The sequence below is a fragment of the uncultured Castellaniella sp. genome, assembly GCF_937988725.1.
In the GTDB taxonomy this organism is placed as follows: Bacteria; Pseudomonadota; Gammaproteobacteria; order Burkholderiales; family Burkholderiaceae_B; genus Castellaniella.
In genome coordinates this window covers 1,081,225-1,100,792 of the sequence record NZ_CALKHS010000010.1, presented here as the reverse complement: position 1 = coordinate 1,100,792, position 19,568 = coordinate 1,081,225, and the positions used below count along the sequence as shown (strand labels likewise).

19 protein-coding genes and 1 tRNA gene are annotated in these 19,568 nt (G+C 64.5%); 2 read left to right on the top strand and 18 right to left on the bottom strand.

Features of this window, described 5'->3' with window-relative positions:
* The first annotated feature begins 137 nt into the window (after positions 1 to 137).
* Together Q0263_RS15635 and Q0263_RS15630 are read left to right on the top strand one after the other, a co-directional pair.
* Complete coding sequence (locus Q0263_RS15635; protein WP_298018157.1) at positions 138 to 1,037, top strand: restriction endonuclease; 900 nt, start codon at positions 138 to 140, stop codon at positions 1,035 to 1,037.
* The gene (locus tag Q0263_RS15630; RefSeq protein WP_298018154.1) at positions 1,034 to 1,813 is read left to right on the top strand and encodes an AbiJ-NTD4 domain-containing protein; all 780 of its coding nucleotides are present in this window, start codon (positions 1,034 to 1,036) and stop codon (positions 1,811 to 1,813) included. The genes Q0263_RS15635 and Q0263_RS15630 overlap by 4 nt, the downstream gene beginning before the upstream one ends.
* 30 nt (positions 1,814 to 1,843) lie before the next feature.
* On the opposite strand, the gene Q0263_RS15625 is transcribed toward Q0263_RS15630, so the two are convergent.
* From Q0263_RS15625 to rlmB, 18 genes are all read right to left on the bottom strand, one after another.
* Positions 1,844 to 2,152 carry a BrnA antitoxin family protein gene (locus tag Q0263_RS15625; protein WP_298018145.1) on the bottom strand — a complete coding sequence of 103 codons (309 nt, stop codon included), beginning with the start codon at positions 2,150 to 2,152 and terminating at the stop codon, positions 1,844 to 1,846.
* A complete protein-coding gene (locus Q0263_RS15620; RefSeq protein WP_298018142.1) occupies positions 2,133 to 2,438 on the bottom strand; it encodes a BrnT family toxin in 306 nt (101 codons plus the stop codon). Before Q0263_RS15620 ends, Q0263_RS15625 begins: the two co-directional genes overlap by 20 nt.
* 71 nt (positions 2,439 to 2,509) lie before the next feature.
* The gene (locus Q0263_RS15615; protein WP_298018139.1) at positions 2,510 to 2,773 is read right to left on the bottom strand and encodes a hypothetical protein; all 264 of its coding nucleotides are present in this window, start codon (positions 2,771 to 2,773) and stop codon (positions 2,510 to 2,512) included.
* 17 nt (positions 2,774 to 2,790) lie between these two features.
* Positions 2,791 to 4,446, bottom strand: coding sequence for an excisionase family DNA-binding protein (locus Q0263_RS15610; RefSeq protein ID WP_298018136.1), 1,656 nt, complete (start codon positions 4,444 to 4,446; stop codon positions 2,791 to 2,793).
* 399 nt (positions 4,447 to 4,845) lie between these two features.
* On the bottom strand, positions 4,846 to 5,271 hold the full coding sequence (locus Q0263_RS15605) for a VOC family protein (RefSeq protein WP_298018134.1): 426 nt from the start codon (positions 5,269 to 5,271) through the stop codon (positions 4,846 to 4,848).
* Between the two features lie 297 nt (positions 5,272 to 5,568).
* The gene (locus tag Q0263_RS15600; RefSeq protein WP_298018130.1) at positions 5,569 to 7,122 is read right to left on the bottom strand and encodes a phospholipase D family protein; all 1,554 of its coding nucleotides are present in this window, start codon (positions 7,120 to 7,122) and stop codon (positions 5,569 to 5,571) included.
* Positions 7,122 to 8,804: an FMN-binding glutamate synthase family protein gene (locus Q0263_RS15595; protein WP_298018127.1), complete on the bottom strand. Its 1,683-nt coding sequence runs from the start codon at positions 8,802 to 8,804 to the stop codon at positions 7,122 to 7,124. The genes Q0263_RS15600 and Q0263_RS15595 overlap by 1 nt, the downstream gene beginning before the upstream one ends.
* A 34-nt stretch (positions 8,805 to 8,838) precedes the next feature.
* Positions 8,839 to 9,288, bottom strand: a complete 450-nt coding sequence (locus Q0263_RS15590) for a DUF3293 domain-containing protein (protein ID WP_298018124.1) — start codon at positions 9,286 to 9,288, stop codon at positions 8,839 to 8,841.
* A 47-nt stretch (positions 9,289 to 9,335) separates the two neighbouring features.
* Entirely contained in the window at positions 9,336 to 9,965 is a 630-nt protein-coding gene (locus tag Q0263_RS15585; RefSeq protein WP_298018121.1) for a DNA-3-methyladenine glycosylase I, read from the bottom strand.
* Between the two features lie 6 nt (positions 9,966 to 9,971).
* A complete protein-coding gene (locus Q0263_RS15580; RefSeq protein ID WP_298018118.1) occupies positions 9,972 to 11,498 on the bottom strand; it encodes a helicase HerA-like C-terminal domain-containing protein in 1,527 nt (508 codons plus the stop codon).
* 27 nt (positions 11,499 to 11,525) lie between these two features.
* Positions 11,526 to 12,575 carry a selenide, water dikinase SelD gene (gene selD / locus Q0263_RS15575; RefSeq protein WP_298018115.1) on the bottom strand — a complete coding sequence of 350 codons (1,050 nt, stop codon included), beginning with the start codon at positions 12,573 to 12,575 and terminating at the stop codon, positions 11,526 to 11,528.
* A 60-nt stretch (positions 12,576 to 12,635) separates the two neighbouring features.
* On the bottom strand, positions 12,636 to 13,727 hold the full coding sequence (mnmH, locus tag Q0263_RS15570; protein ID WP_298018112.1) for a tRNA 2-selenouridine(34) synthase MnmH: 1,092 nt from the start codon (positions 13,725 to 13,727) through the stop codon (positions 12,636 to 12,638).
* Positions 13,728 to 14,129: 402 nt separating this feature from the next.
* Positions 14,130 to 14,564 (bottom strand): hypothetical protein, encoded by a 435-nt coding sequence (locus Q0263_RS15565; RefSeq protein WP_298018109.1) that lies wholly within the window; start codon positions 14,562 to 14,564, stop codon positions 14,130 to 14,132.
* A 336-nt stretch (positions 14,565 to 14,900) separates the two neighbouring features.
* Positions 14,901 to 14,976, bottom strand: a tRNA-Val gene (locus Q0263_RS15560).
* Between the two features lie 54 nt (positions 14,977 to 15,030).
* On the bottom strand, positions 15,031 to 16,839 hold the full coding sequence (locus Q0263_RS15555) for a monovalent cation:proton antiporter-2 (CPA2) family protein (protein ID WP_298018106.1): 1,809 nt from the start codon (positions 16,837 to 16,839) through the stop codon (positions 15,031 to 15,033).
* 83 nt (positions 16,840 to 16,922) lie between these two features.
* Positions 16,923 to 17,195, bottom strand: a complete 273-nt coding sequence (locus Q0263_RS15550) for an HU family DNA-binding protein (protein WP_269495036.1) — start codon at positions 17,193 to 17,195, stop codon at positions 16,923 to 16,925.
* A gap of 273 nt (positions 17,196 to 17,468) precedes the next feature.
* Positions 17,469 to 18,707, bottom strand: coding sequence for a cystathionine gamma-synthase family protein (locus Q0263_RS15545; protein WP_298018101.1), 1,239 nt, complete (start codon positions 18,705 to 18,707; stop codon positions 17,469 to 17,471).
* A gap of 34 nt (positions 18,708 to 18,741) precedes the next feature.
* A complete protein-coding gene (rlmB, locus tag Q0263_RS15540) occupies positions 18,742 to 19,500 on the bottom strand; it encodes a 23S rRNA (guanosine(2251)-2'-O)-methyltransferase RlmB (RefSeq protein ID WP_298018097.1) in 759 nt (252 codons plus the stop codon).
* Between the last annotated feature and the right edge of the window lie 68 nt (positions 19,501 to 19,568).

Below are 19,568 nucleotides of genomic sequence, written 5' to 3'. Positions count from 1 at the left end.
TGTGATTTGCGCAGGGGGCGTTAAAAGCCGCTATATTTATCGTTGTTTTTTGATACGTTTGATAGTATCGCCATACGAGTGCCTTTCAGACCCGGCAAAGGCAAGCACCAACTTAAAACATTGAGGCAACACAGGAAATGTTTGATGTCTTTACCGACGAGATCGAGGTTTTAATAAAAGAGGGAATGGCTAACCTGTATTGGTTCAAAGGAGACCTTCATAAGGCTTGGCTAACGTCCAAAGTTGAGCCGCACCTTGTAAATGAAATCAAAAATCTTCGGTCTGCGGAAGGCAAGCAACTTACCAAACGCGAGCAAATGGATTCGCTTTATGAGCGGATCAGGAATCTGGACTACAACAGGCGGTTGGAAATATCCAGAAATTTCGCCCGTATCCTTATCGAACAAGAAAGCTTTGTTCCTCAGGATAGAGGACACCAAATACAGCGGGCGCAATTAGCAGCGTTACGGTTGCGAGAACTGCGCGACAGGCAGTCCAAGCAGCAAGAAGCCAAACAAGCGCGTGTCATTCCCCGGACAGAAACCTATGAGGAAAAGCGCCAGAAGTTGCAGGAGAGATTCTTGGATATCCATAACCTCAATCCTCAACAAAAGGGATATGCACTGGAAAAACTCTTTGCTGACCTCATGGTGGCGTCTGACATTCCCGTGGAAAAGCCGTTCAACAATTTGGGCGAGCAGATCGACGGGGCGATCAAGTATGAAGGGCGATATTATCTGATTGAACTCAAGTGGACGGCGGACCAAACTGACCCCAAGCAGCTTCGGGATTTCTATGTGAAGTTGATTGGCAAACCAGATGGCAGGGGAATTTTTCTATCGATGTCGGGCTTCACAGACGGAGCGGTGCGAACACTTCCGCATGGCAAAGAAATCAATATGATGCTCCTTGACGGCCTTCATCTGTCGAACGTGCTTTTCGGCCACTATACCTTCAAACAGCTACTAGACCACGCAATAAAAACGATCTCGCTCAAAGGCGAAATCTACTGCCCACATGCACTGGGGAATCCATGAGGTTTTCTGAACGAAACGGTTTTGACGCAGTTCATGCTGCCCCGATTGTGGCAAGACTCGAAGCCTCGGAAGAGCTTCGTGCTGTCGTAATCAATACTGCCCTGGTATGCGGGGTAAAGCCTGACCGGCTTAGAGAAATGCTGTGCAGGCTTCTTCAGAAGCGCCCAGACCCTCAGAATTGGAGCGCTGGCAATGTCGAGCAGGAATCTCGCATGCTATTCGAAGAGGCACCATGGTACCGGGTCTATGACTTCATTGAGGATCTAGCCCAAATATCCTTTATCGCTCAGGAACACTTTATTCAAGAAATCAATCGCTACTTTTTCACGAACGGTATTGGCTGGCTTCTCGATAATTCAGGACAAGTAGTCTACCGGGGGGACGAAGGCTTTGATAGGGTCGTAGCTGATGCTCATGCAACGGAGCGGACCCAAGGGCATATGACGGCCTCCCGTGAACTCCATGAAGCAATTATGGATCTGTCTCGTCGTCCCGCTCCCGATACGACTGGGGCAGTGCAGCACGCCATGGCTTCGCTTGAATGTGTCGCCCGCGACATAACGAACCAGCACCAACTCACCCTTGGTGACTGGGTGAAGGCAAATAGAGCTCGGATTGGGCCGCCTCTCGATAAGGCAATTGAGGGCATGTGGGGCTTCACTTCAAACCGCGCTAGACACCTGAGCGAAGGCAAAGAGTGCTCGAATGAAGAGGCTGAGCTTATCGTAGGCTTTGCTGCCGCTCTGGGTGCCTACCTCTCAAAAGTGGGTGCATGAAGGCGAAGGAAACACCTGCATTCGTACCGCTTATTTCAGTGATTCGAGCATTTCCCGCCGCAGAATCGCATTGATGCGCGATTGATAGCCTTTACCCTGCGAACGCAGCCAAGCCAGGACATCCGAGTCGATGCGCAGGGTAGTCGAAGTCTTGGTCGGCTTGTAGAACTTGCCACGTTCGGCCTGCTTCCAAAACTCTGCCGTCAGTGGAGGGATGTCGCTGTAATCAACATCCCCATCGGCACGCGCCGCTAATGCCGCCAGCTCGGCCTTTTGCTTGTCGCTCAAGGGAGGCAGCTTGGCCAGATCCACTTCCTGCTTAACGGTTTTCTTGCTCATAACGTCGCCTTTCTTTCCGGTCGGCCGCTCTGGCCGAAATAATGCGAATGACCTCGACCACCAGATCGTTCTCATTCACCTCATGCACCGTATGAGCCACCAAGAGCACAAGATAACCATCAACCACGCCCAGCGTCTGCCAACGTTGCTCGCCATGCTCCACACGCTCCGGTCCGGTCAGTGCAAAGGGATCGGCAAACACCCGCATTGCAATCTCGAAGCTCACACCATGTTTTCGCAGGTTGCTCGCCGCTTTGGCGGCGTCCCATTCAAACCGCGTCAACATACAAAAACGTTACTACAAAATCGTATTTCATGCAATGACTTCCTCGCTTAAGCAGGACTTGCCAGCAGCAATCATAGGGTGCCGATTACGCAGGGTGGCTTGGCGAAAATTTCGCCAAGCATTTGGTCATGCTCTTTTTTTGTTGGCATATAGATAACGTTTTTACCCAGCAGGATTCGTGTCATGGAGTGATGCGATGCAATTTCCCTTGGCGTGACGGCAAGAGTTTCCACTTCTTCATCGACACCTGTAATTGCAAGAATGTACTGATAAACCTCACCATTGCTTGCTGGCTTGTACCCAAGGCACGTGAATTTATATCCGTCTTCAGTCATAAAACACTCCGTCACTATTACGCAGGCTGGGGTTCGGGCGATAAGGTTTCTTGGTCCAAATCGTTGGACAGGCGCTTTAGCGCCTTGATCTGCCGTGCCCGTTCAACTTCGTGCCACTGAATTACAGCGCTGCGCCGCACACGTCGCCGATTGCCAGCCATCATGTGTAGCGTCACCGCACCCGAGTCGATCAACTTGACCATATAGGGTCTGCTGACGCCAACCAACCGAGCCGCTTCTTCCGTAGTGAGTATAGGATCAGGGTCCGGCGCCGGTCCAAAGCGGTGACTGAAGGCTTCGCGCAATGCCTTCAACGCCAGTTCCTGGGCCGTGCTTCCATTAGCCGGTGCCGCCGCAGCAGCGAGCACATCGTCAGGAACAGCGAGGCGAGCCATTTCCTCATTGGCCGCCTTTGCAATGAAATCTGCCACGGTTTGCCAACCAGCCCGTAGTTGCGCTTCGCCCTTGCCAACGTAGTGGCCCAGGGTAACGTCGTCGTTTACGGCATGGTTAATGATGCGCTTGAGCACGCCACCGGACACCAATTCTTCGGCAATACTGGTGAAGGTTGAGCGCAAGCCATGACCTTGGACGGTCGTACCCGCTTGCCTATTGATCCAGGCCAGCGTTTTGCGGGCATCGACGATCGGAAACAACGGCTCGCCAGGCTTACGTCCTTTGCAGGCGTCCTCGGCAATCGCCAGGGCTTCCCTCGACAGCAGCAGGAGGTGATCGGTACGATTCTTGGTGTCGCGTAGCAGCACCCGGCCTGACTTGAGATTCACATCGCCCACTTTCAGGGGGGCATAGTCGTACTTCTTGTTCCCATGAATCTCGACGCCCCGACACCCTGTAAGCAGTTGGAAGCGGTAGTAGCTTGCCGCTACACGCTGCGGACACGCGCAAGCGGCCAGCCACCAGGCTCCCAATTTTTCCATCGGAATGGGCTTCGGGTTGCCTCGTGCCGGCGCCATCATAATGCGATCACGACCTGCCGTCTCTTGGCTCAAGGGACTGTTGGGTATCTGAACCCCGTGCCAACGCAGGACCGCCCGTAGCACTTGCATGGCATAGTCCGCCCGACGCTTCGACCGCTTCAGCAAGCTGTTGTAGACATCCCATATGTTCGTCGCTGTAATCTCGGACATGGGCGTGTTGGCTAAGGCGAGAAGCCCCCCATCGACAAATTTGCGACCGTTCTTGCCGACCTTACCTGGCTCGATCAAAGCAAGGTAATCTGCTTTGGTGCTCGCCTTGAGAGGCAAACCGTCTTTGGTGCGACGCTTCTTCTCGACGTATTCGCGGAGACCTTCAGCCAACGTCGGGGCGACCGGTGCCAAGGCTTCCTCTTCAGCTTCTAATCGAGCCTCTTCCTCCGCCCTCAACCGGGCCGCTTCCTCGGCTGGCCAGTCGATGCCGGCGCGTGCCAGAGTACGGATACGCTGTCCTTCCGCACATGCATCGGCCAGTTTGATTTGAGCCGGACCATCACCGTATTCCTGGGGGAGCGTGTATTGGCGCTCATCCTTAGTACCCCTCACGGTATACCGTACTAAGACCGTGCGAAGGCCATCGGGCGCAATGCGCAATTGCATGCCACGATCTATCGTTATCCTGTAAGACTTGTCCTTGGGCTTGTGGGCTTCGATACCCCGAGAGGTCAGAAGAGGCATAATTCTTTCCCTGTGTCCGAAATTGCGAATCCAAAACGCCGGGGATGGGCGTGCTATAAGGATTTCTGTGTCCGAACTGTGTCCGAAAAATCCTGAGATCAGGTGTTTTTCAATGAGACCGCAAAAAACCAGTTAAGTCAATAATTATTTGATTTAACAGTGTTTTTCAAATATCAAGTGATCTCATAAAATCTCATAAAAGCCCAAATACGTGCAATCATAATCCGCAGGTCCGGGGTTCGAGTCCCTGATGCGCCACCAGAATTACCCATTGAAACAAGCCCCTAGAGAATTTCTCCAGGGGCTTTTTCTTTGGCCGGCGGAGCCGTGCCGATGAGCCGGACGGCCTCGGGCGGTGGGACAGCGCCGATTGCGCAATGGCTCTCGGCGCTCGCCGGGCTACTTCGCAAACAGCTGGCCGATGTCCTTGAAGGCCTTGAATTCCAGGGCGTTGCCGCAGGGATCGAGAAGAAACATCGTGGCCTGTTCGCCCACCTGTCCCTTGAAGCGCACATAGGGCTCGATCACGAACTTCGTGCCGCGGGCCTTCAGGCGTTCGGCCAGGGCTTCCCATTGCGGCCAGTCGAGCACCACGCCGAAATGCGGCACCGGCACGTCATGGCCGTCCACCGCGTTGGTGTGCGCGCCTTCCTGCGAGGCCGTGCGGGGATGCTCATGGATCACCAGCTGGTGGCCGAAGAAGTCGAAGTCCACCCATTGGGCGCTGGAGCGGCCCTCGGGCAGACCGAACACCTCACCGTAGAAATGGCGCGCAGCGGGCAGGTCGTACACGGGGATGGCTAGGTGAAAGGGGGACAGGCTCATGGAGGTCTCCTGAAACAGTGGACGGAATGCCGTTCATTGTAGAAACTGCCGGCGCATCCTGCCACGGGCCTGCGCCCGGGTCGCGCCTGCGAGGCGGCGATGGTCGTGTCCGGCGTCCGGGCGGTGGAGCTTCCTCGCTTTGGAGGCTGTGATCGATCCTTGATCCGTCCACTGAAGGTCCGCGTCAATCCTGGCTGTCGCAGATCTGTCATAGGGTTTTCCACGCGCTTATCCACCGAGGATGTGAGTAAGTCGGGCGTGGCGGGGCCTTGCATCTGGCGCCGATGGCCTCGCGGGCTACAGCATCTCGTCCGGGGTCAGGGGCGCCAGCAGTTTCGCCAGGAATCGCAGCCACAGGCTGGTGTCGGGATCGTGCCCCACCACGAGGGGGCGCGTCTCGGGCGGCGCGTGCCAGCGCAGGGCGTCGTCCGGCGTCAGTTCGACCTTCCAGGCGGCCGCGTCGATCACGTCCTGCACCTGCTCGGCGGCCTGCCGCGCGAGCGCGGGACTGCGGATCACCAGGGCGATTTCCGAGTTCTGCAGCTTGGACCGCAGGTCCAGGTTCATCGAGCCGATGCTGAGGATGCGGCCGTCCACGATGACCAGCTTGGTGTGCAGGCTGGCGCGCGTCGCCTTGCTTTCGGATCCCAGTACGGTGTCCCGCAGCCGGGTGCGCGCCTGCGCCCGGGTTTCATACAGTTCCAGCCCCAGGCGCAGGAGCTCCTTGCGGTGGCGCGCGTAGCCGATCTGCGCCAGCAGGGCGTCCGTGGACGCCAGCGAATTGGTCAGCACGCGCAGCCGCACGCCCCGCGCCTTCAGCTCGGTGAACAGCGACATCATCTGCGGGCCGGGCACGAAGTAGGGCGACACGATCATCACGTCGTGCCGCGCCGTGCCCAACAGGGACAGCAGGCCCTCGATGACGGCGCCCTCGACGGGCGCGCCGTCCTCGGCGGGCATGAGCTTGAGCGGGCTGTCGACCAGCAGTCCCGCCGGGGCCCAGGTCAGCGGCAGCGCCGCCAGGTCCAGGGCCGGCGGCAGCGCCGGCGCTTCCTTGGCGGGCGGGGCGGCCTCGACCTCGCCGTCCGCCGGTTCGGGGCGGTTGGCGTCGCGCAGGCGCTTGAGTTCGGCGGGCGTGATCAGCGAACCGACCGGGTAGGCCAGGGGACTGTTCCAGTAGCGGTCGAAGCTGGCCGAGATCCGTTGCACCACGGGGCCGGCGGCCAGCACGTCCATGTCGATGAAATCGCTGCCGGTGGCCGTGCCGAAATAGGCATCCCCCAGATTGCGGCCGCCGATGATGCCCCAGGCGTTGTCGGCCACGTACAGCTTGTTGTGCATGCGGTGCTGGATGCGCTGGAAGTCGTGCAGGGATCCCAGCGCGCGCCACAGGCCGGCGCTCCGGCTGCCGGGCAGCGGATTGAACATGCGCATCTGCACGCCCGGCACGCCGGCCATGCGCATGACCTGGGCGTCGCGGCCGACGCTGTTGAAGTCGTCCAGCAGGATGCGGACGCGCACGCCGCGCCGAGCCGCCGCCCGCACGGCGCGCAGCAGGCTGCGGACGGTGGGGTCGACGTGAATGGCGTAGTACTGGATGTCCAGCGTCTTGCCGGCCTGTTCGGTCAGCGCGAGCCGGCCGGCGTAGGCCATGTTGGGCGAGGCCAGCAGGGCGAAGCCCGACAGGTCGTCGCGGATCGCGTCGGGCCGCTTGCGCGCGGCCAGCTGCCCCAGGGCGGTGGCCTCGGGGTGGTCCAGGGCGGCGGACACCGGCCGCTGCACGTCCTTGGGCAGGCTGGCGCAGCCGGCCAGCAGCAGGGCGGCCGCCAGGGCCCAGGGTGCGGGGCTCATCAGCCGGCAGCGGTGGTCGAGGCGGGGGCGTCCGGGATGCTCTGGTCCGCGTGGCCGGACAGCGCGGCGCTCAGGCTGTACAGCGGCTCGAACGATTCCGCTTGCGCCATGGGCCAGGCGGTGCGGAAGATCGTGTTGCGGAACTTGCCTTCCAGCAGCTCGCCTTTCTGCAGGTCGGGGAACAGGGCCGACAGGACGCGGACTTCGCCGTTGGCGATGCGCCGGGCGATGTGGTGGGGGCGCAGATCGCCGGGGTGCTGCAGGCCGGCGGCGCCGAGCAGTTCGCCCAGGGCCTTCAGGGTGTTGGCGTGGTAGTTGGCGACGCGCACCGATTTGTCGGCCACCACCAGGGCCTTCTGGCGCGCGGGATCCTGAGTGGTGACGCCGGTCGGGCAGCGTCCGGTGTGGCATGTCTGGGCCTGGATGCAGCCGATGGCGAACATGTAGGCGCGGGCGCTGTTGCACCAGTCCGCCCCCAGGGCCATGATGCGGGCCATGTCGAATGCGCTGATGACCTTGCCCGAGGCCCCCAGGCGGATTTGCTCCCGCAGGCCGATGCCCACCAGGGTGTTGTGCACCAGCCGCAGGCCTTCGCGCAGGGGCGTGCCCACGTGGTCCACGAATTCGATGGGCGCGGCGCCGGTGCCGCCTTCGGCGCCGTCCACCACGATGAAGTCCGGCGTGATGCCGGTGGCCAGCATGGCCTTGGCGATGGCGAACCATTCCCAGGGGTGGCCGATGCACAGCTTGAAGCCCACCGGCTTGCCGCCCGACAGTTCGCGCAGCCGGACGATGAAGTGCATCAGCTCGATGGGGGTGGAAAAGGCGCTGTGGCTGGAGGGCGAGATGCAGTCCTGCCAGACGGGCACCCCCCGGGCGGCGGCGATTTCGGGGGTGACCTTGGGCGCGGGCAGCACGCCGCCATGGCCGGGCTTGGCGCCCTGGGACAGCTTGATTTCGATCATGCGGATATTGTCGCGGCAGGCCATGTCGGCAAAGCGTTCCGCCGAGAAGCTGCCGTCCGCGTCGCGGCAGCCGAAGTAGCCCGAGCCGATGTTCCAGATCAGGCCCCCGCCGTGTTCCAGGTGGTAGCGGCTGACCCCGCCTTCGCCGGTGTCGTGGGCGAAATTGCCCAGCGCCGCGCCTTTGTTCAGGGCGCGCACCGCATTGGCCGACAGGGCGCCGAAGCTCATGGCCGAAATGTTGAAGACCGACAGGTCGACCGGCTTGGCGCAGTCCGGCCCGCCCACCTTGATGCGGAAATCGGTGTCTTCCACGTGGGCGGGCACCATGGCGTGGTTGATCCATTCGTAGTGGCTGTCGTAGACGTCGCCCTGGGTGCCGAAGGGGCGCTGGTCCATCTGGCGCTTGGCCCGCTGGTAGACCAGGGACCGGTCCACGCGGGAGAACGGCATCTTCAGCGTGTCGTCCTCGAAGAAGTACTGGCGCACCTCGGGGCGGATGTACTCGAACAGGAAGCGCAGGTTGCCGATCACCGGGTAGTTGCGGCGGATGGCGTGCCGGGTCTGGTTCAGGTCGTAGACCCCCAGGACGGACAGCGCGAGGAACAACAGGCAGGGCAGCCACCAGGCGGCGTTCAGGCCGAGGGCCAGGCCCGCGCACAGGACGGTCAGGCCGATGACCGCGTAGAAAGTGGTGTGGCGGGTAAACAGAGGGCGCATGAGAGCTCCGTCTTGTATTTGACCAGGTGTTACCTTAGCAGACTGCGGTCCAGATCACGCGCGCGACCGTATCGTCGAGACATTCGACGAAGGCGTTCTGCCCGAATCGCCGGGCCAGGACCAGGCCCGGCGCCTGCGGCATGCCGGGAATCCAGAAGCCGGCCTCGTCGGGCCAGAGGCCTTGCGGGTCCAGCCCCGTGGCGGGCAGGCAGGGAAATCCCAAAGCGCCGATGGCCTGCCGCAGCGCCCGCGTCCGCCGGGCGTTGGCGGCGGCCCGCAGGCGGCGGCTGCGTGGATTGCAGGCGGTCAGGATCAGGCTGCGGCGGCAGTGGTGCTGCCGATGCAGGCGGGCCAGATCGGGGTGGGCCTGGCCGATGCGGATCAGCAGGGCGGGCGTGGTGTCGATGCGGTAGAGGGCGTCCTGGTAGGCCTGGGCCAGAGCCCGGTTCCTCGGTTGCGCAGCGGCGGTGGCGGGTATTGGCATGGGGGCGGGGCTATAGACCGGCGCTGGCATGAGCCGCCAGATGGTGTTCAGCCGCCGGCCAGGGCCGCGTGCCGATGGCAATCGGTCGTGTGGTCCATCAGGCAACCGACGGCCTGCAGGTAGGCCTGGCAGATCGTCGGCCCCACGAAGGTGAAGCCATGATGCTTGAGCAGGCGGCTGAGCGCCTGGGCCTCCGGCCCCGCCGTGGGGATGGCGTCCCCGGGCGCGTAGTGGTGGATGCGCGGGGCGTGGTCCACCACCGACCAGATCAGGGCGGCGGGATCGTCCAGGGTCAGCCAGGCGCGCGCGTTCGTGCCGGTCGCCTGCAGTTTCAGGCGGTTGCGGATGATGGTGGCATTCTGCATTTGATCCTGCACCCAGGCGTCGTCGGTGTGCGCCAGGGCCTGGGGATCGAAGCCGAAGAAGGCGGCGCGGAAGGCCTCGCGCCGACGCAGGATGGTCAGCCACGACAGGCCCGCCTGGAACCCTTCCAGGATCAGCATTTCGAACAGATGCCGGGGGTCGCGGGACGGCACGCCCCATTCCTGATCGTGATACCGCACGTACAGTGGGTCGTCCGTGCACCAGCGGCAGCGGGGCGACGCATCGGGTGTCGCGGCGCGCGGGGCGGGGGCGGTGCCGGGCATGATGGCGGCGCGGTGTGGCGTGGTGGACATGGCGCCTTAGCGCCGCCGCCCGACCAGGGACCCGAGCAGGCCGCGCACCATCTGGTTGGCGGCGTTGCGCACCACGCTCTTGGCGACGGACTGCACCACGCCGTCGCGGCGGCCGCCGCGCGGGCCGGTGGAGCCGAACAGGAAATCGCTGAGCATGCCGCCCACGCCCGCCATGGCGCCGGCGGCGCCCTGATCGGCTGGCTGTCCGCCCTGGTCGGCCTGTCCCGCGGCCTGTGCCGAAGCGGGCGCGCCGCCCTGGGCGCGGGCCTGCAGGATTTCGTAGGCGGATTCCCGGTCCAGCGCCTGATCGTATTTGCCGCCCAGTTGGGAGGCGGACCGCAGCGCCTGCCGTTCGGCGTCGCTGGCGGGGCCGATCCGGCTGCCGGGGGCGGCCATCCAGACGCGTTCGGTGGCCATCGGCTGGCCCTTGGCGTCCAGCAGGGAGACGAGGGCCTCGCCGACCGCCAGTTCGGTGATGGCGGCTTCGATGTCCAGGCCGTCGCGCGGGCGCATGGTCTGCGCGGCGGTGCGCACGGCTTTCTGATCGCGGGGAGTGAAGGCCCGCAGGGCGTGCTGCACCCGGTGGCCCAGCTGGCCCAGCACCGTGTCGGGGATGTCGGCCGGGTTCTGGGTGACGAAATACACCCCCACGCCCTTGGAGCGGATCAGGCGCACGACCTGTTCGATCTTTTCCAGCAGGGCCTTGGGGGCGTCCTTGAAGAGCAGATGGGCCTCGTCGAAGAAGAACACCAGCTTGGGCTTGTCCAGGTCGCCGACTTCGGGCAGGCGTTCATAGAGGTCGGCCAGCATCCACAGCAGGAAGACGCCGTACAGCCGGGGAGATTGCATCAGCCGGTCGGCGGCCAGGATGTTGATCATGCCGCGCCCCTGGGCGTCCGTGCGCATCCAGTCGAAGACGTCCAGCATGGGTTCGCCGAAGAACTGCTCCGCGCCTTCGGAGTCCAGGCGCAGCAGGCTGCGCTGGATGGCGCCGATCGAGGCGGACGACACCTGCCCGTAGCGGGTGCGCAGTTCGCCGGCATGATCGGCCACGTATTGCAGCATGGTGCGCAGGTCCTTCAGGTCCAGCACCAGCAGGCCTTCGTCGTCGGCCACCCGGAAGGCCACGTTCAGCACGCCTTCCTGGGTGTCGTTCAGATCCAGCATGCGGGACAGCAGCAGGGGCCCCAGGTCGGAGACCGTGGCGCGGATGGGATGGCCCTGCTGGCCGAAGATGTCCCACAGCGTGGCGGGGCTGGCGCCCCAGACCGGTTCGGGCAGGCCCAGGGACTGCAGGCGCTTGCCGAGCTTGTCCGAAGGCGCGCCCGCCTGGGAGATGCCGGTCAGGTCGCCCTTGACGTCGGCCATGAAGACCGGCGTGCCGATGCGGGAAAAGGATTCGGCCAGCACCTGCAGGGTGATGGTCTTGCCGGTGCCGGTGGCCCCGGTGATGCAACCGTGCCGGTTGGCCATCTGCGGCAGCAGGGCCGCCTGGAAATCGGCGTTGCGGGCGATGATCAAGGGCTCTGCCATGGCGGCTCCGGGAAATGGAAACGGGTTTCAGGATACCTGAATGCGAGGCGTTCCGGCAGCCAGCCGCCCGATCCGGGCCGCCTGGCCGAAGCCTTCGGCGCGCAGCAGCGCCAGGACTTCGTCGGCGGCATCGGCGGCGCAGGCGACCAGCAGGCCGCCGGAGGTCTGCGGATCGGTCAGCAGGGCCTGGGCTTCCGGGGGCAGGCTGGCAGCCAGGGCGATGTCGGCCTGGCAGGCGCGCCAGTTGCGCCCCGACGCGCCAGTCTGGACGCCCCCGCGCGCCAGTTCGGCGGCGGGACTCAGCCAGGGCAGGGCGGCGTAGTCCAGTTCGGCGCGCAGTCCCGATCCCCGGCACATCTCCAGGGTATGGCCCAGCAGGCCGAAGCCGGTCACGTCGGTCAGGGCGTGCACCGCCGCCATCCGCGCCAGCCGCGTCCCCGGCGTGTTCAATTGCGTGGTGCTGCCGATCATGGCCTGGTAGCCGGCCGCGTCCAGGAGGTCCTTCTTCAGCGCGGCGGACAGGATGCCCACGCCCAGCGGCTTGCTCAGGATCAGCACGTCGCCGGCTTGCGCCTGGTCGTTGCGCTTGATCTCGTCGGGATGCGCCAGGCCCATGACGGCCAGCCCGTAGATGGGCTCCACCGAATCGATGGAATGGCCGCCGGCGATCGGGATCCCGGCCTGCTGGCAGACGGACGCGCCGCCCGCCAGCACCGCCGCGATGGTGTCGTGCGGCAGGGACTTCAGCGGCATGCCGACCAGGGCCAGGGCCATGATGGGACGCCCGCCCATGGCGTAGACGTCGGACAGGGCGTTGGTGGCGGCGATGCGGCCGAAGTCGTGCGGATCGTCGACGATGGGCATGAAGAAATCGGTCGTCGCGATCAGCGCCTGCTGTTCGTTCAGGCGGTAGACGGCGGCGTCGTCCGACGATTGCGTGCCCACCAGCAGGTCGGGAAACGGGCCGGCGGGCAGGGCGTTGCGCATCAGGTCCGCCAGGACGTCGGGCGCGATCTTGCAGCCGCAGCCGCCCCCGTGGGACAGCGAAGTCAGGCGGGGGATGGACGAATCAGTCATCAGGAACTCTCCAGAGCCGCCTGGGTTGGGCGGACGGTCGTGTGTGTCGGAAACCGGAAATCAGCCGGCCAAGACGGCGCGGCCCAGCCCCAGCCGATCCATCAGCTGGATCGCCTGGCGCCGGCCGTCGGGGTCGGTGGGATCGTAGTCGAAGGCGGGGGCCTGCTCCAGCCCGGCATAGTGGCCATGGCTGCTGCGCCGGTAGGCCGGATCGTAGTGATCCCGCACCAGGGCCTGGAACAGCTCGGCGCGTCGATCGGCATCGATCAGGGCGTGCCAGTCGTGGACGGTCTGCCGGCTGTGCAGGCCGATCAGCCGGTCCAGCGTGCCCTTGAAGGCGTCGGGGTCCTGGAACAGGTGGTCGTAGTCCTGCAGCAGGAACTCGATGCGCTGCGGCAGGGCCGCCTGGATGCGCACGCAGCGCCCGCCGTGCATGGCGCGCAGCAGGCTGTCGGGCAGGCTCAGCTGGCCGATGCGGCGGCTTTCCGCCTCGACAAAGACGGGACGGCCGGGATCCAGGCCGTCCAGGGTCCGCAGCAGATTGGATTCGAAACCGCGCTGGCTGGGCTGCGGCTGGGCGGGCAGGTCCCCCAGCAGGGACCCGCGATGGCAGGCCAGGCCTTCCAGGTCCAGTATCTGGGCGCCGGCCTGGCCCAGGGCCTGCAGCAGACGGGTCTTGCCGGAACCGGTGGGGCCGGTCAGCACGATGCATTCCAGGCGGGCGGGCTGGTCGGCCAGGCGGTCGATCACGTGCCGGCGCCAGGTCTTGTAGCCGCCATCCAGCTGCCGCGCGCGCCAGCCGATCAGATTGAACCAGGTCGCCATGGAGCCGGACCGCTTGCCGCCGCGCCAGCAGTAGATCAATGGCCGCCAGCTGCGCGGTCGGTCGGCGAACAGGGTTTCCAGGTGGTCGGCGATGTGGCGGGCCACCAGGGCGGCACCCAGCCGCGTGGCCTTGAAGGGGGACTCCTGGGCATACATCGTGCCGATCAGGACGCGTTCTTCGTTGCTGAGCACCGGGGCGTTGATGGCGCCGGGGATGTGGTCGTCGGCGTATTCCGCCGGCGTGCGCACGTCGATGATCTCGTCGAACTGATCGAGGGTGTCCAGGCCGCAGCGCAGCGACCCTGGGGGATGGGCGGGACGATTCATGCAGGGGATTGTAAATCCACCGTCCGGGATGTGGCTGCAGGGAAACCGCTGATGGCCGGGTGTGGATCATGACGCGGTTGACTGCACTGCTGAAGCAACCCGAGGCCGGTGGGGCGCCAGCTGACCCCGTAGGTCAAGCTGCGGCGAGGTGGAGGAGCATCCCCGGCAGGCCAGTGACAGAAGCTGCCTGAAGCGCGGTTTCCTGGATTGCAGACAGGCGCGTCACATACCAGCGTCGGGCAATTCCACGCGCATTCCCTCAATGGACACCCTGGCTTGGCCGGCGGAGTATGCCCACCAGATCCTCGATGCGGCAAATTTTTGTCTTTCGAGGCTGCATGGGCCTGATGTGATCAGGCCCATGCAGCTTCCGGACTCAAGTGTGGAATTGATCAGATGGCATCAGCCCGCGCGTACCGCGCAGCCGCGCGCCAGGATGGTGTTCACCTTCTCACCGGTGCGGTTGGGGGCCGGATCGGCGCGCGTCAGCATGTTGCCGTTCACTTTTTCAGCATTCTCCACCGTGAATTGGCCAGTGGTCCAGGTGTAGCCTTCGCCGACAAAGGTCGCTCCCACCAGGTTCGATTTGCTATTGGTGTCGCGTGTCATGGAGATGGCCTGATCGTCGTAGACCACTTGTGCGGTGACCGGGTCCGTACCTTGGAAGGTGTACTGCACTTCCAGGTTCACGTCGCGCTGACCTTGCGCATTGCATGCGTAGTGCACGGTCTTTTGTGCGAGCTGGTTGGGCGCATTCAGGTTGGTGGGCGTGGAACACGCCGCCAGTGTGATGCATAGAGCCGCGCTTGCAGCGCCTGTCAGATAGTGTTTGATCATCGTGATTGCACTCCTTGACCCCTGAAAAAGTTGGGGATCGCACGTTGACCTTATCACCGCAGATTGCAAATTTTGTGAGTTCCTTGTGTCAAAGATTCACATTGTGGGGCGGAGTCTGTCAGGGTGAGTGCCGGATTTTTAGCCTGATGATGAGGATTATCAAGTCGTGCCAGAGATCGTCAGGGCTTCCCGGCTGCTTTGAGGCAAAGCTTTCTAGGCTGCTGCGAAGTCCCGATAAAGCATAATGCTGCCAAACGTGAAATAAAGCATAAGCTTTCCAAATGGCAAAGTTATGCTTAACGGCACAGCAAGTTCCTGACTTTAATGGGCATCTGGTGGTGGGTGCTGAGGGGCTCGAACCCCCGACCTACGCCGTGTAAAGGCGCCGCTCTACCAACTGAGCTAAGCACCCGGATGCCGTCTTGCGCGACCCCGGCGGTGCGCCAGGGCGCAGGGGCGCATTATATCAGGCCTCGTCGTCCGCCATGGCCGGTGTCGAAGCCGGTTTTCTATCGTGGCGCGGCGGATCGATGCGGTCGATGTTGCCCAGCACCAGGGCGCGTCCGGCGAAGGTGCCGCCGGCGGTCTCCAGGGCGAAGCGCTCGGCGTCGCGGTCGCGCACTTCGCCGACCAGTTCGTCGGCCTCCTGGTCCGTGGCGCCCAGGGCCAGCACCGCCTGGCGTCCCATCAGCAGCGCCGACTCGAAGGTTTCGCGCACCACGTCGTCGGCGTCGAGCCGGACCAGTTCCAGGGCGTGCTCGCGGTCGAAGGCGCGCACGATCAGGCGGGTGTGCAGGCATTCGCGCCGGGCGTTCTCGACGATGCGCGTGGCGGCGACCGGGTCGTCGACGCAGACCAGGATGACGCTGGCATGCCGCGCGCCGGCGGAACGCAGCACGTCGGCGCGGGCGCCGTCGCCGAAGTAGACCTTGAAGCCGTAGCGCGCGGCATTGCGGATCACGTCGGGGTCGTTGTCGATGATGGAGAGTTCGGCGCCCTTGGCCAGCGGCCCCTGGCTGGCGATCTGTCCCACGCGGCCGAAGCCGATGATGAGCACCTTGCCGCGCAGGTCCTGCGGGGTTTCCACGCCGTCCAGCGTCGCGGCCTCGGCGCGGGCGTAGCGCTTGTGGACGGCCCCCACGAGCGGCGTCAAGGCCATCGAGAGCACGATGATCGCCGACATGTCGGCGTTGACCTCGGGGCTGATGACCTTGAGCCTGAGCGCTTCGGCGAACAGCACGAAGGCGAATTCCCCGCCTTGCGCCATCAGGGCGGCGCGGTCGATGGCGTCGGCGCGGCTGCCGCGGGCCAGCCGCGCGGCGAGATAGACGCACAGGGCCTTGGCCAGCATCAGCGCGATCACGCCCAGGCCGATGAGCCGCCAGTCGAGCGACACCACGTCCAGGTCGAGCGCCATGCCCACGCCCAGGAAGAACAGCCCCAGCAGCAGACCCCGGAATGGCTCGACGTCGGCTTCCAGCTGGTGGCGGAAGGACGATTCGGACAGCAGCACGCCGGCGACGAACGCGCCCATGGCCATGGACAGGCCGCCGAGTTCCATCAGCAGCGCGGCCCCCAGCACCACCAGCAGCGCGGCGGCCGTCATGACCTCGCGCGCCTTGGCCTTGGCCAGCACGCGGAACAGGGGGTTGAGCAGCCACAGTCCCGCCGCCACCAGCGCGCCCAGCGACAGCAGGCCCAGGCCGACGCGCTGCCATAGCGGCGACGCGGCCGCCGGTGCGGCATCGCCCGGCGCGAGAAAGGCCACCGCCGCCAGCAGGGGCACGATCAGCAGGTCTTCGAACAGCAGGATGGACACGATGCGCTGCCCTCGCGGCGCCAGGATGTCGCCGCGTTCGGCCAGCACCTGCATGACGATGGCGGTGGACGTCAGCACGAAGCCCGCGCCGCTGACGAAGGCCATCCGCCACGGGAAGCCGAGCGCGATGCCCACGCCGGTGAGCAGAGTGGCGCACAGCACGGCCTGCATGCTGCCGAGTCCGAAGATCTGCCGGCGCAGGCCCCACAGGTGCGATGGCTTCATCCCCAGCCCGATGATGAAGAGGAACATCACCACGCCCAGCTGGGCCACGTTGAGGATGGTCTCGGTGTCGGTCACCAGGCCCAGGCCGTAGGGGCCGATGGCCAGCCCGGCCGCCAGGTAGCCCAGCACGGAGCCCAGGCCGAGGCGCTTGAACAGCGGCACCGCCACGACGGCGGCGCCCAGCAGCGTGACCACGCCGATCAGCTGGCCCGCATCTGTTCCGGTTGCCATGTCGTATTCCTTGCCGATGAGGGAGGAAGAGAAACGAAAAAGGCCACCGGACTGCGGTGGCCTTTTTCATGCGGGAAAGCCGATCAGTTGACGGCGTCCTTCAGGGCCTTGCCCGGACGGAACTTCGGCACGCGGGCCTTCTTGATCTTGATGGCTTCGCCGGTGCGCGGGTTGCGGCCGGTACGGGCGGCGCGCTCGGACACGGCAAAGGTGCCGAAGCCGACCAGCGTGACCGACCCTTTCTTCTTCAGGGTGGTCTTCACGGCGCCGACAAAGGCTTCCAGGGCACGACCGACGTCGGCCTTGGAGAGATCGGTCTTGGAGGAAATGTGCTCGATCAGCTCGGTCTTGTTCATTTACAAAATACCCCTGAGGTTTATTGTCGCTCGGTGGAGACCACCGGGTCGTTTGATGGACGTGTCTGCCATGGCTGCCGGCGGTGCTGCCCAGGACCGCACTGTGGGGTGTCGGGACCCGGCCGGCTTTGGTGGCTAAGGCGTATTAAGCCTTCGAATGGCCCGCAGTGTCAAGAGAAAACCGCTGAAGACCCGCGTATTTCCTGATGTTTGTTAAAAATGTTTATATCAATATGGGTATTCCCGGAGCGTGGGGCGTTCCGGGCGGGGGATTCAACGATTTTCCAGGGCCTGCGCAAAATCGCCGATCAGATCGGCTTCTTCCTCGATTCCGACGGAGATGCGCAGGAAAGCGTCCGGGATGCCCATCAGGGCGCGGCGTTCCGGGCCCATCTCGTAGTAGATGGTGTGGGCGGCGGGCAGCACCAGCGTGCGGTTGTCGCCCAGGTGCGTGGCCAGCGCCGCGACGCGCAGCCGGTTCAGGCAATCGAAGACGTCGACGTGGTCCTTCAGGACGACGCCCAGCAGGCCGCCATGGCGGCCGCCGAAGAATTCCGCGGACCGCTGGTGCTGCGGGTGGCTGGCCAGGCCCGGATACTGCACCCGTTCGACCAGCGGATGGCTTTCCAGGAAACGGGCCAGCGCCAGGGCGTTGCCGCAGATGCGGTCCATGCGCAGGGCGATGGTCTCGGCGCCGGCCGACAGGCGATGGGCGACGTCGGAGGACAAGGTGCCGCCCATGTCGCGCAGGCCTTTCTTCTTGATCTGCAGCAGGCCCCAGGTGTGCGAATCGTCCTTGCGGTACTGTTCGTAGATATGGGGGAAGTCGGCCCAGTCGTACAGGCCGGTCTGGGTGACGGCCCCGCCCAGGGCGTTGCCGTGGCCGCCGATGTGCTTGGACAGGGAGTTGACGACCAGCGAGGCGCCGAAGTCGCGGCTCGGGCGCAGGTAGGGCGAGGACAGGGTGCTGTCCACCACGTAGACCAGCTTGTGCGCCTGGCAGATGTCGCCGATGGCTTTCAGGTCGGCGATCTGGGTGCCCGGATTGGCGATGGTTTCCACGAACACCATGCGGGTGTTGGGACGCAGGGCGGCCTGCACCCGGGCCGCGTCCGTCGCGTCCACCAGGGTGATCTCGACGCCGAAGTTTTCCAGCGTCATCAGCAGGCTGTTGGTGTTGCCGAAGATGTACTTGCTGGCGACCAGGTGGTCGCCGTGGCGCAGCAGCGCGAAGAACACGGCGTTCAGGGCCGCCATGCCGGTGGCGAATGCGACCGTGCCGATGCCTTGCTCCATGGCGGTGACCTGGGCTTCCAGGGCGGCGGTGGTTGGCGTGCCGGTGCGGCCGTAGGTATAGCCTTTCTTGCGGTTCTGGAAGACCGCGGCCAGCTCGTGGGCGTCGTCGTAGGTGTATTCCGTGGACGGATGGACCGCCGCGTGCACGGCCCCGTATTCGGAGTCGGCGCAGTGGCCGTAGTGAACGATCTGCGAGGTGAAGCCGGTGTTGGACATGGACGTGTAGCGGAAGTGAAGGATGGATGCTGGATTATGCGCCTGCCGGGCTCAGGCGCTGGCGCACGGTTTCGTACAGGCAGACGGCGCTGGCGACGCTGACGTTCAGGCTTTCGACCGAACCCTGCATGGGGATGGAGACGAGTTCGTCGCAGGTTTCCCGCGTCAGGCGGCGCATGCCTTCGCCCTCGGCGCCCATGACCCAGGCCATGGGACGGCGTGCGTCGACCCGATGCAGGCTGTGGCCGGCGGCGTCGTCCGTGCCGACCAGCCAGACGTCGCGTTCGCGCAGCGCCCGCAGGGTGCGGGCCAGGTTGGTGACCATCAGGTAGGGGACGGTGTCCGCTGCGCCGCAGGCCACGCGCTGCACCGTGGTGTTCAGGCCCACGGCGCGGTCCTTGGGGGCGATGACGGCATGCACCCCGGCGGCGTCGGCCGTGCGCAGGCAGGCGCCCAGGTTGTGCGGATCGGTCACGCCGTCCAGCACCAGCAGCAGCGCGGGTTCCTTGCGGTCTTCCAGGTCGTCGAGCACTTCGTCGACCGAGATGGCCAGCGGCCGGGCCTGGGCGAGGGCGACGATGCCCTGGTGGCGCACGCCCCGGGCCAGTCCATCCAGGCGCTGGGCGTCGGCGGCGTGCCAGCGCACGCCGGCGGCGTCCAGTTGCTGGATGCAGCGCTGCATGCGGGCGTCCTGGCGGCTGGTGTCCAGATAGACGTCTCGGATCGAATCGGGGGCGTGGCGCAGGCGCGCCTGCACGGCGTGGAACCCGGCCAGAATCTGTTGGGATGACATGGTCTTCCTGATGCGCGGTCAAAGGGACCCGCGCCATTGCGGCGCGGGTCGTGCCGGTCATTGTAGTG

What these genes read in the sequence shown, in the direction of transcription:
- Q0263_RS15635 (WP_298018157.1), top strand. Translation starts at nt 138, where the DNA reads ATGTTTGATGTCTTTACCGACGAGATCGAGGTTTTAATAAAAGAGGGA.
- Q0263_RS15630 (WP_298018154.1), top strand. Translation starts at nt 1,034, where the DNA reads ATGAGGTTTTCTGAACGAAACGGTTTTGACGCAGTTCATGCTGCCCCG.
- Q0263_RS15625 (WP_298018145.1), bottom strand. Translation starts at nt 2,152, where the DNA reads ATGAGCAAGAAAACCGTTAAGCAGGAAGTGGATCTGGCCAAGCTGCCT.
- Q0263_RS15620 (WP_298018142.1), bottom strand. Translation starts at nt 2,438, where the DNA reads ATGTTGACGCGGTTTGAATGGGACGCCGCCAAAGCGGCGAGCAACCTG.
- Q0263_RS15615 (WP_298018139.1), bottom strand. Translation starts at nt 2,773, where the DNA reads ATGACTGAAGACGGATATAAATTCACGTGCCTTGGGTACAAGCCAGCA.
- Q0263_RS15610 (WP_298018136.1), bottom strand. Translation starts at nt 4,446, where the DNA reads ATGCCTCTTCTGACCTCTCGGGGTATCGAAGCCCACAAGCCCAAGGAC.
- Q0263_RS15605 (WP_298018134.1), bottom strand. Translation starts at nt 5,271, where the DNA reads ATGAGCCTGTCCCCCTTTCACCTAGCCATCCCCGTGTACGACCTGCCC.
- Q0263_RS15600 (WP_298018130.1), bottom strand. Translation starts at nt 7,122, where the DNA reads ATGAGCCCCGCACCCTGGGCCCTGGCGGCCGCCCTGCTGCTGGCCGGC.
- Q0263_RS15595 (WP_298018127.1), bottom strand. Translation starts at nt 8,804, where the DNA reads ATGCGCCCTCTGTTTACCCGCCACACCACTTTCTACGCGGTCATCGGC.
- Q0263_RS15590 (WP_298018124.1), bottom strand. Translation starts at nt 9,288, where the DNA reads ATGCCAATACCCGCCACCGCCGCTGCGCAACCGAGGAACCGGGCTCTG.
- Q0263_RS15585 (WP_298018121.1), bottom strand. Translation starts at nt 9,965, where the DNA reads ATGTCCACCACGCCACACCGCGCCGCCATCATGCCCGGCACCGCCCCC.
- Q0263_RS15580 (WP_298018118.1), bottom strand. Translation starts at nt 11,498, where the DNA reads ATGGCAGAGCCCTTGATCATCGCCCGCAACGCCGATTTCCAGGCGGCC.
- selD (WP_298018115.1), bottom strand. Translation starts at nt 12,575, where the DNA reads ATGACTGATTCGTCCATCCCCCGCCTGACTTCGCTGTCCCACGGGGGC.
- mnmH (WP_298018112.1), bottom strand. Translation starts at nt 13,727, where the DNA reads ATGAATCGTCCCGCCCATCCCCCAGGGTCGCTGCGCTGCGGCCTGGAC.
- Q0263_RS15565 (WP_298018109.1), bottom strand. Translation starts at nt 14,564, where the DNA reads ATGATCAAACACTATCTGACAGGCGCTGCAAGCGCGGCTCTATGCATC.
- Q0263_RS15555 (WP_298018106.1), bottom strand. Translation starts at nt 16,839, where the DNA reads ATGGCAACCGGAACAGATGCGGGCCAGCTGATCGGCGTGGTCACGCTG.
- Q0263_RS15550 (WP_269495036.1), bottom strand. Translation starts at nt 17,195, where the DNA reads ATGAACAAGACCGAGCTGATCGAGCACATTTCCTCCAAGACCGATCTC.
- Q0263_RS15545 (WP_298018101.1), bottom strand. Translation starts at nt 18,707, where the DNA reads ATGTCCAACACCGGCTTCACCTCGCAGATCGTTCACTACGGCCACTGC.
- rlmB (WP_298018097.1), bottom strand. Translation starts at nt 19,500, where the DNA reads ATGTCATCCCAACAGATTCTGGCCGGGTTCCACGCCGTGCAGGCGCGC.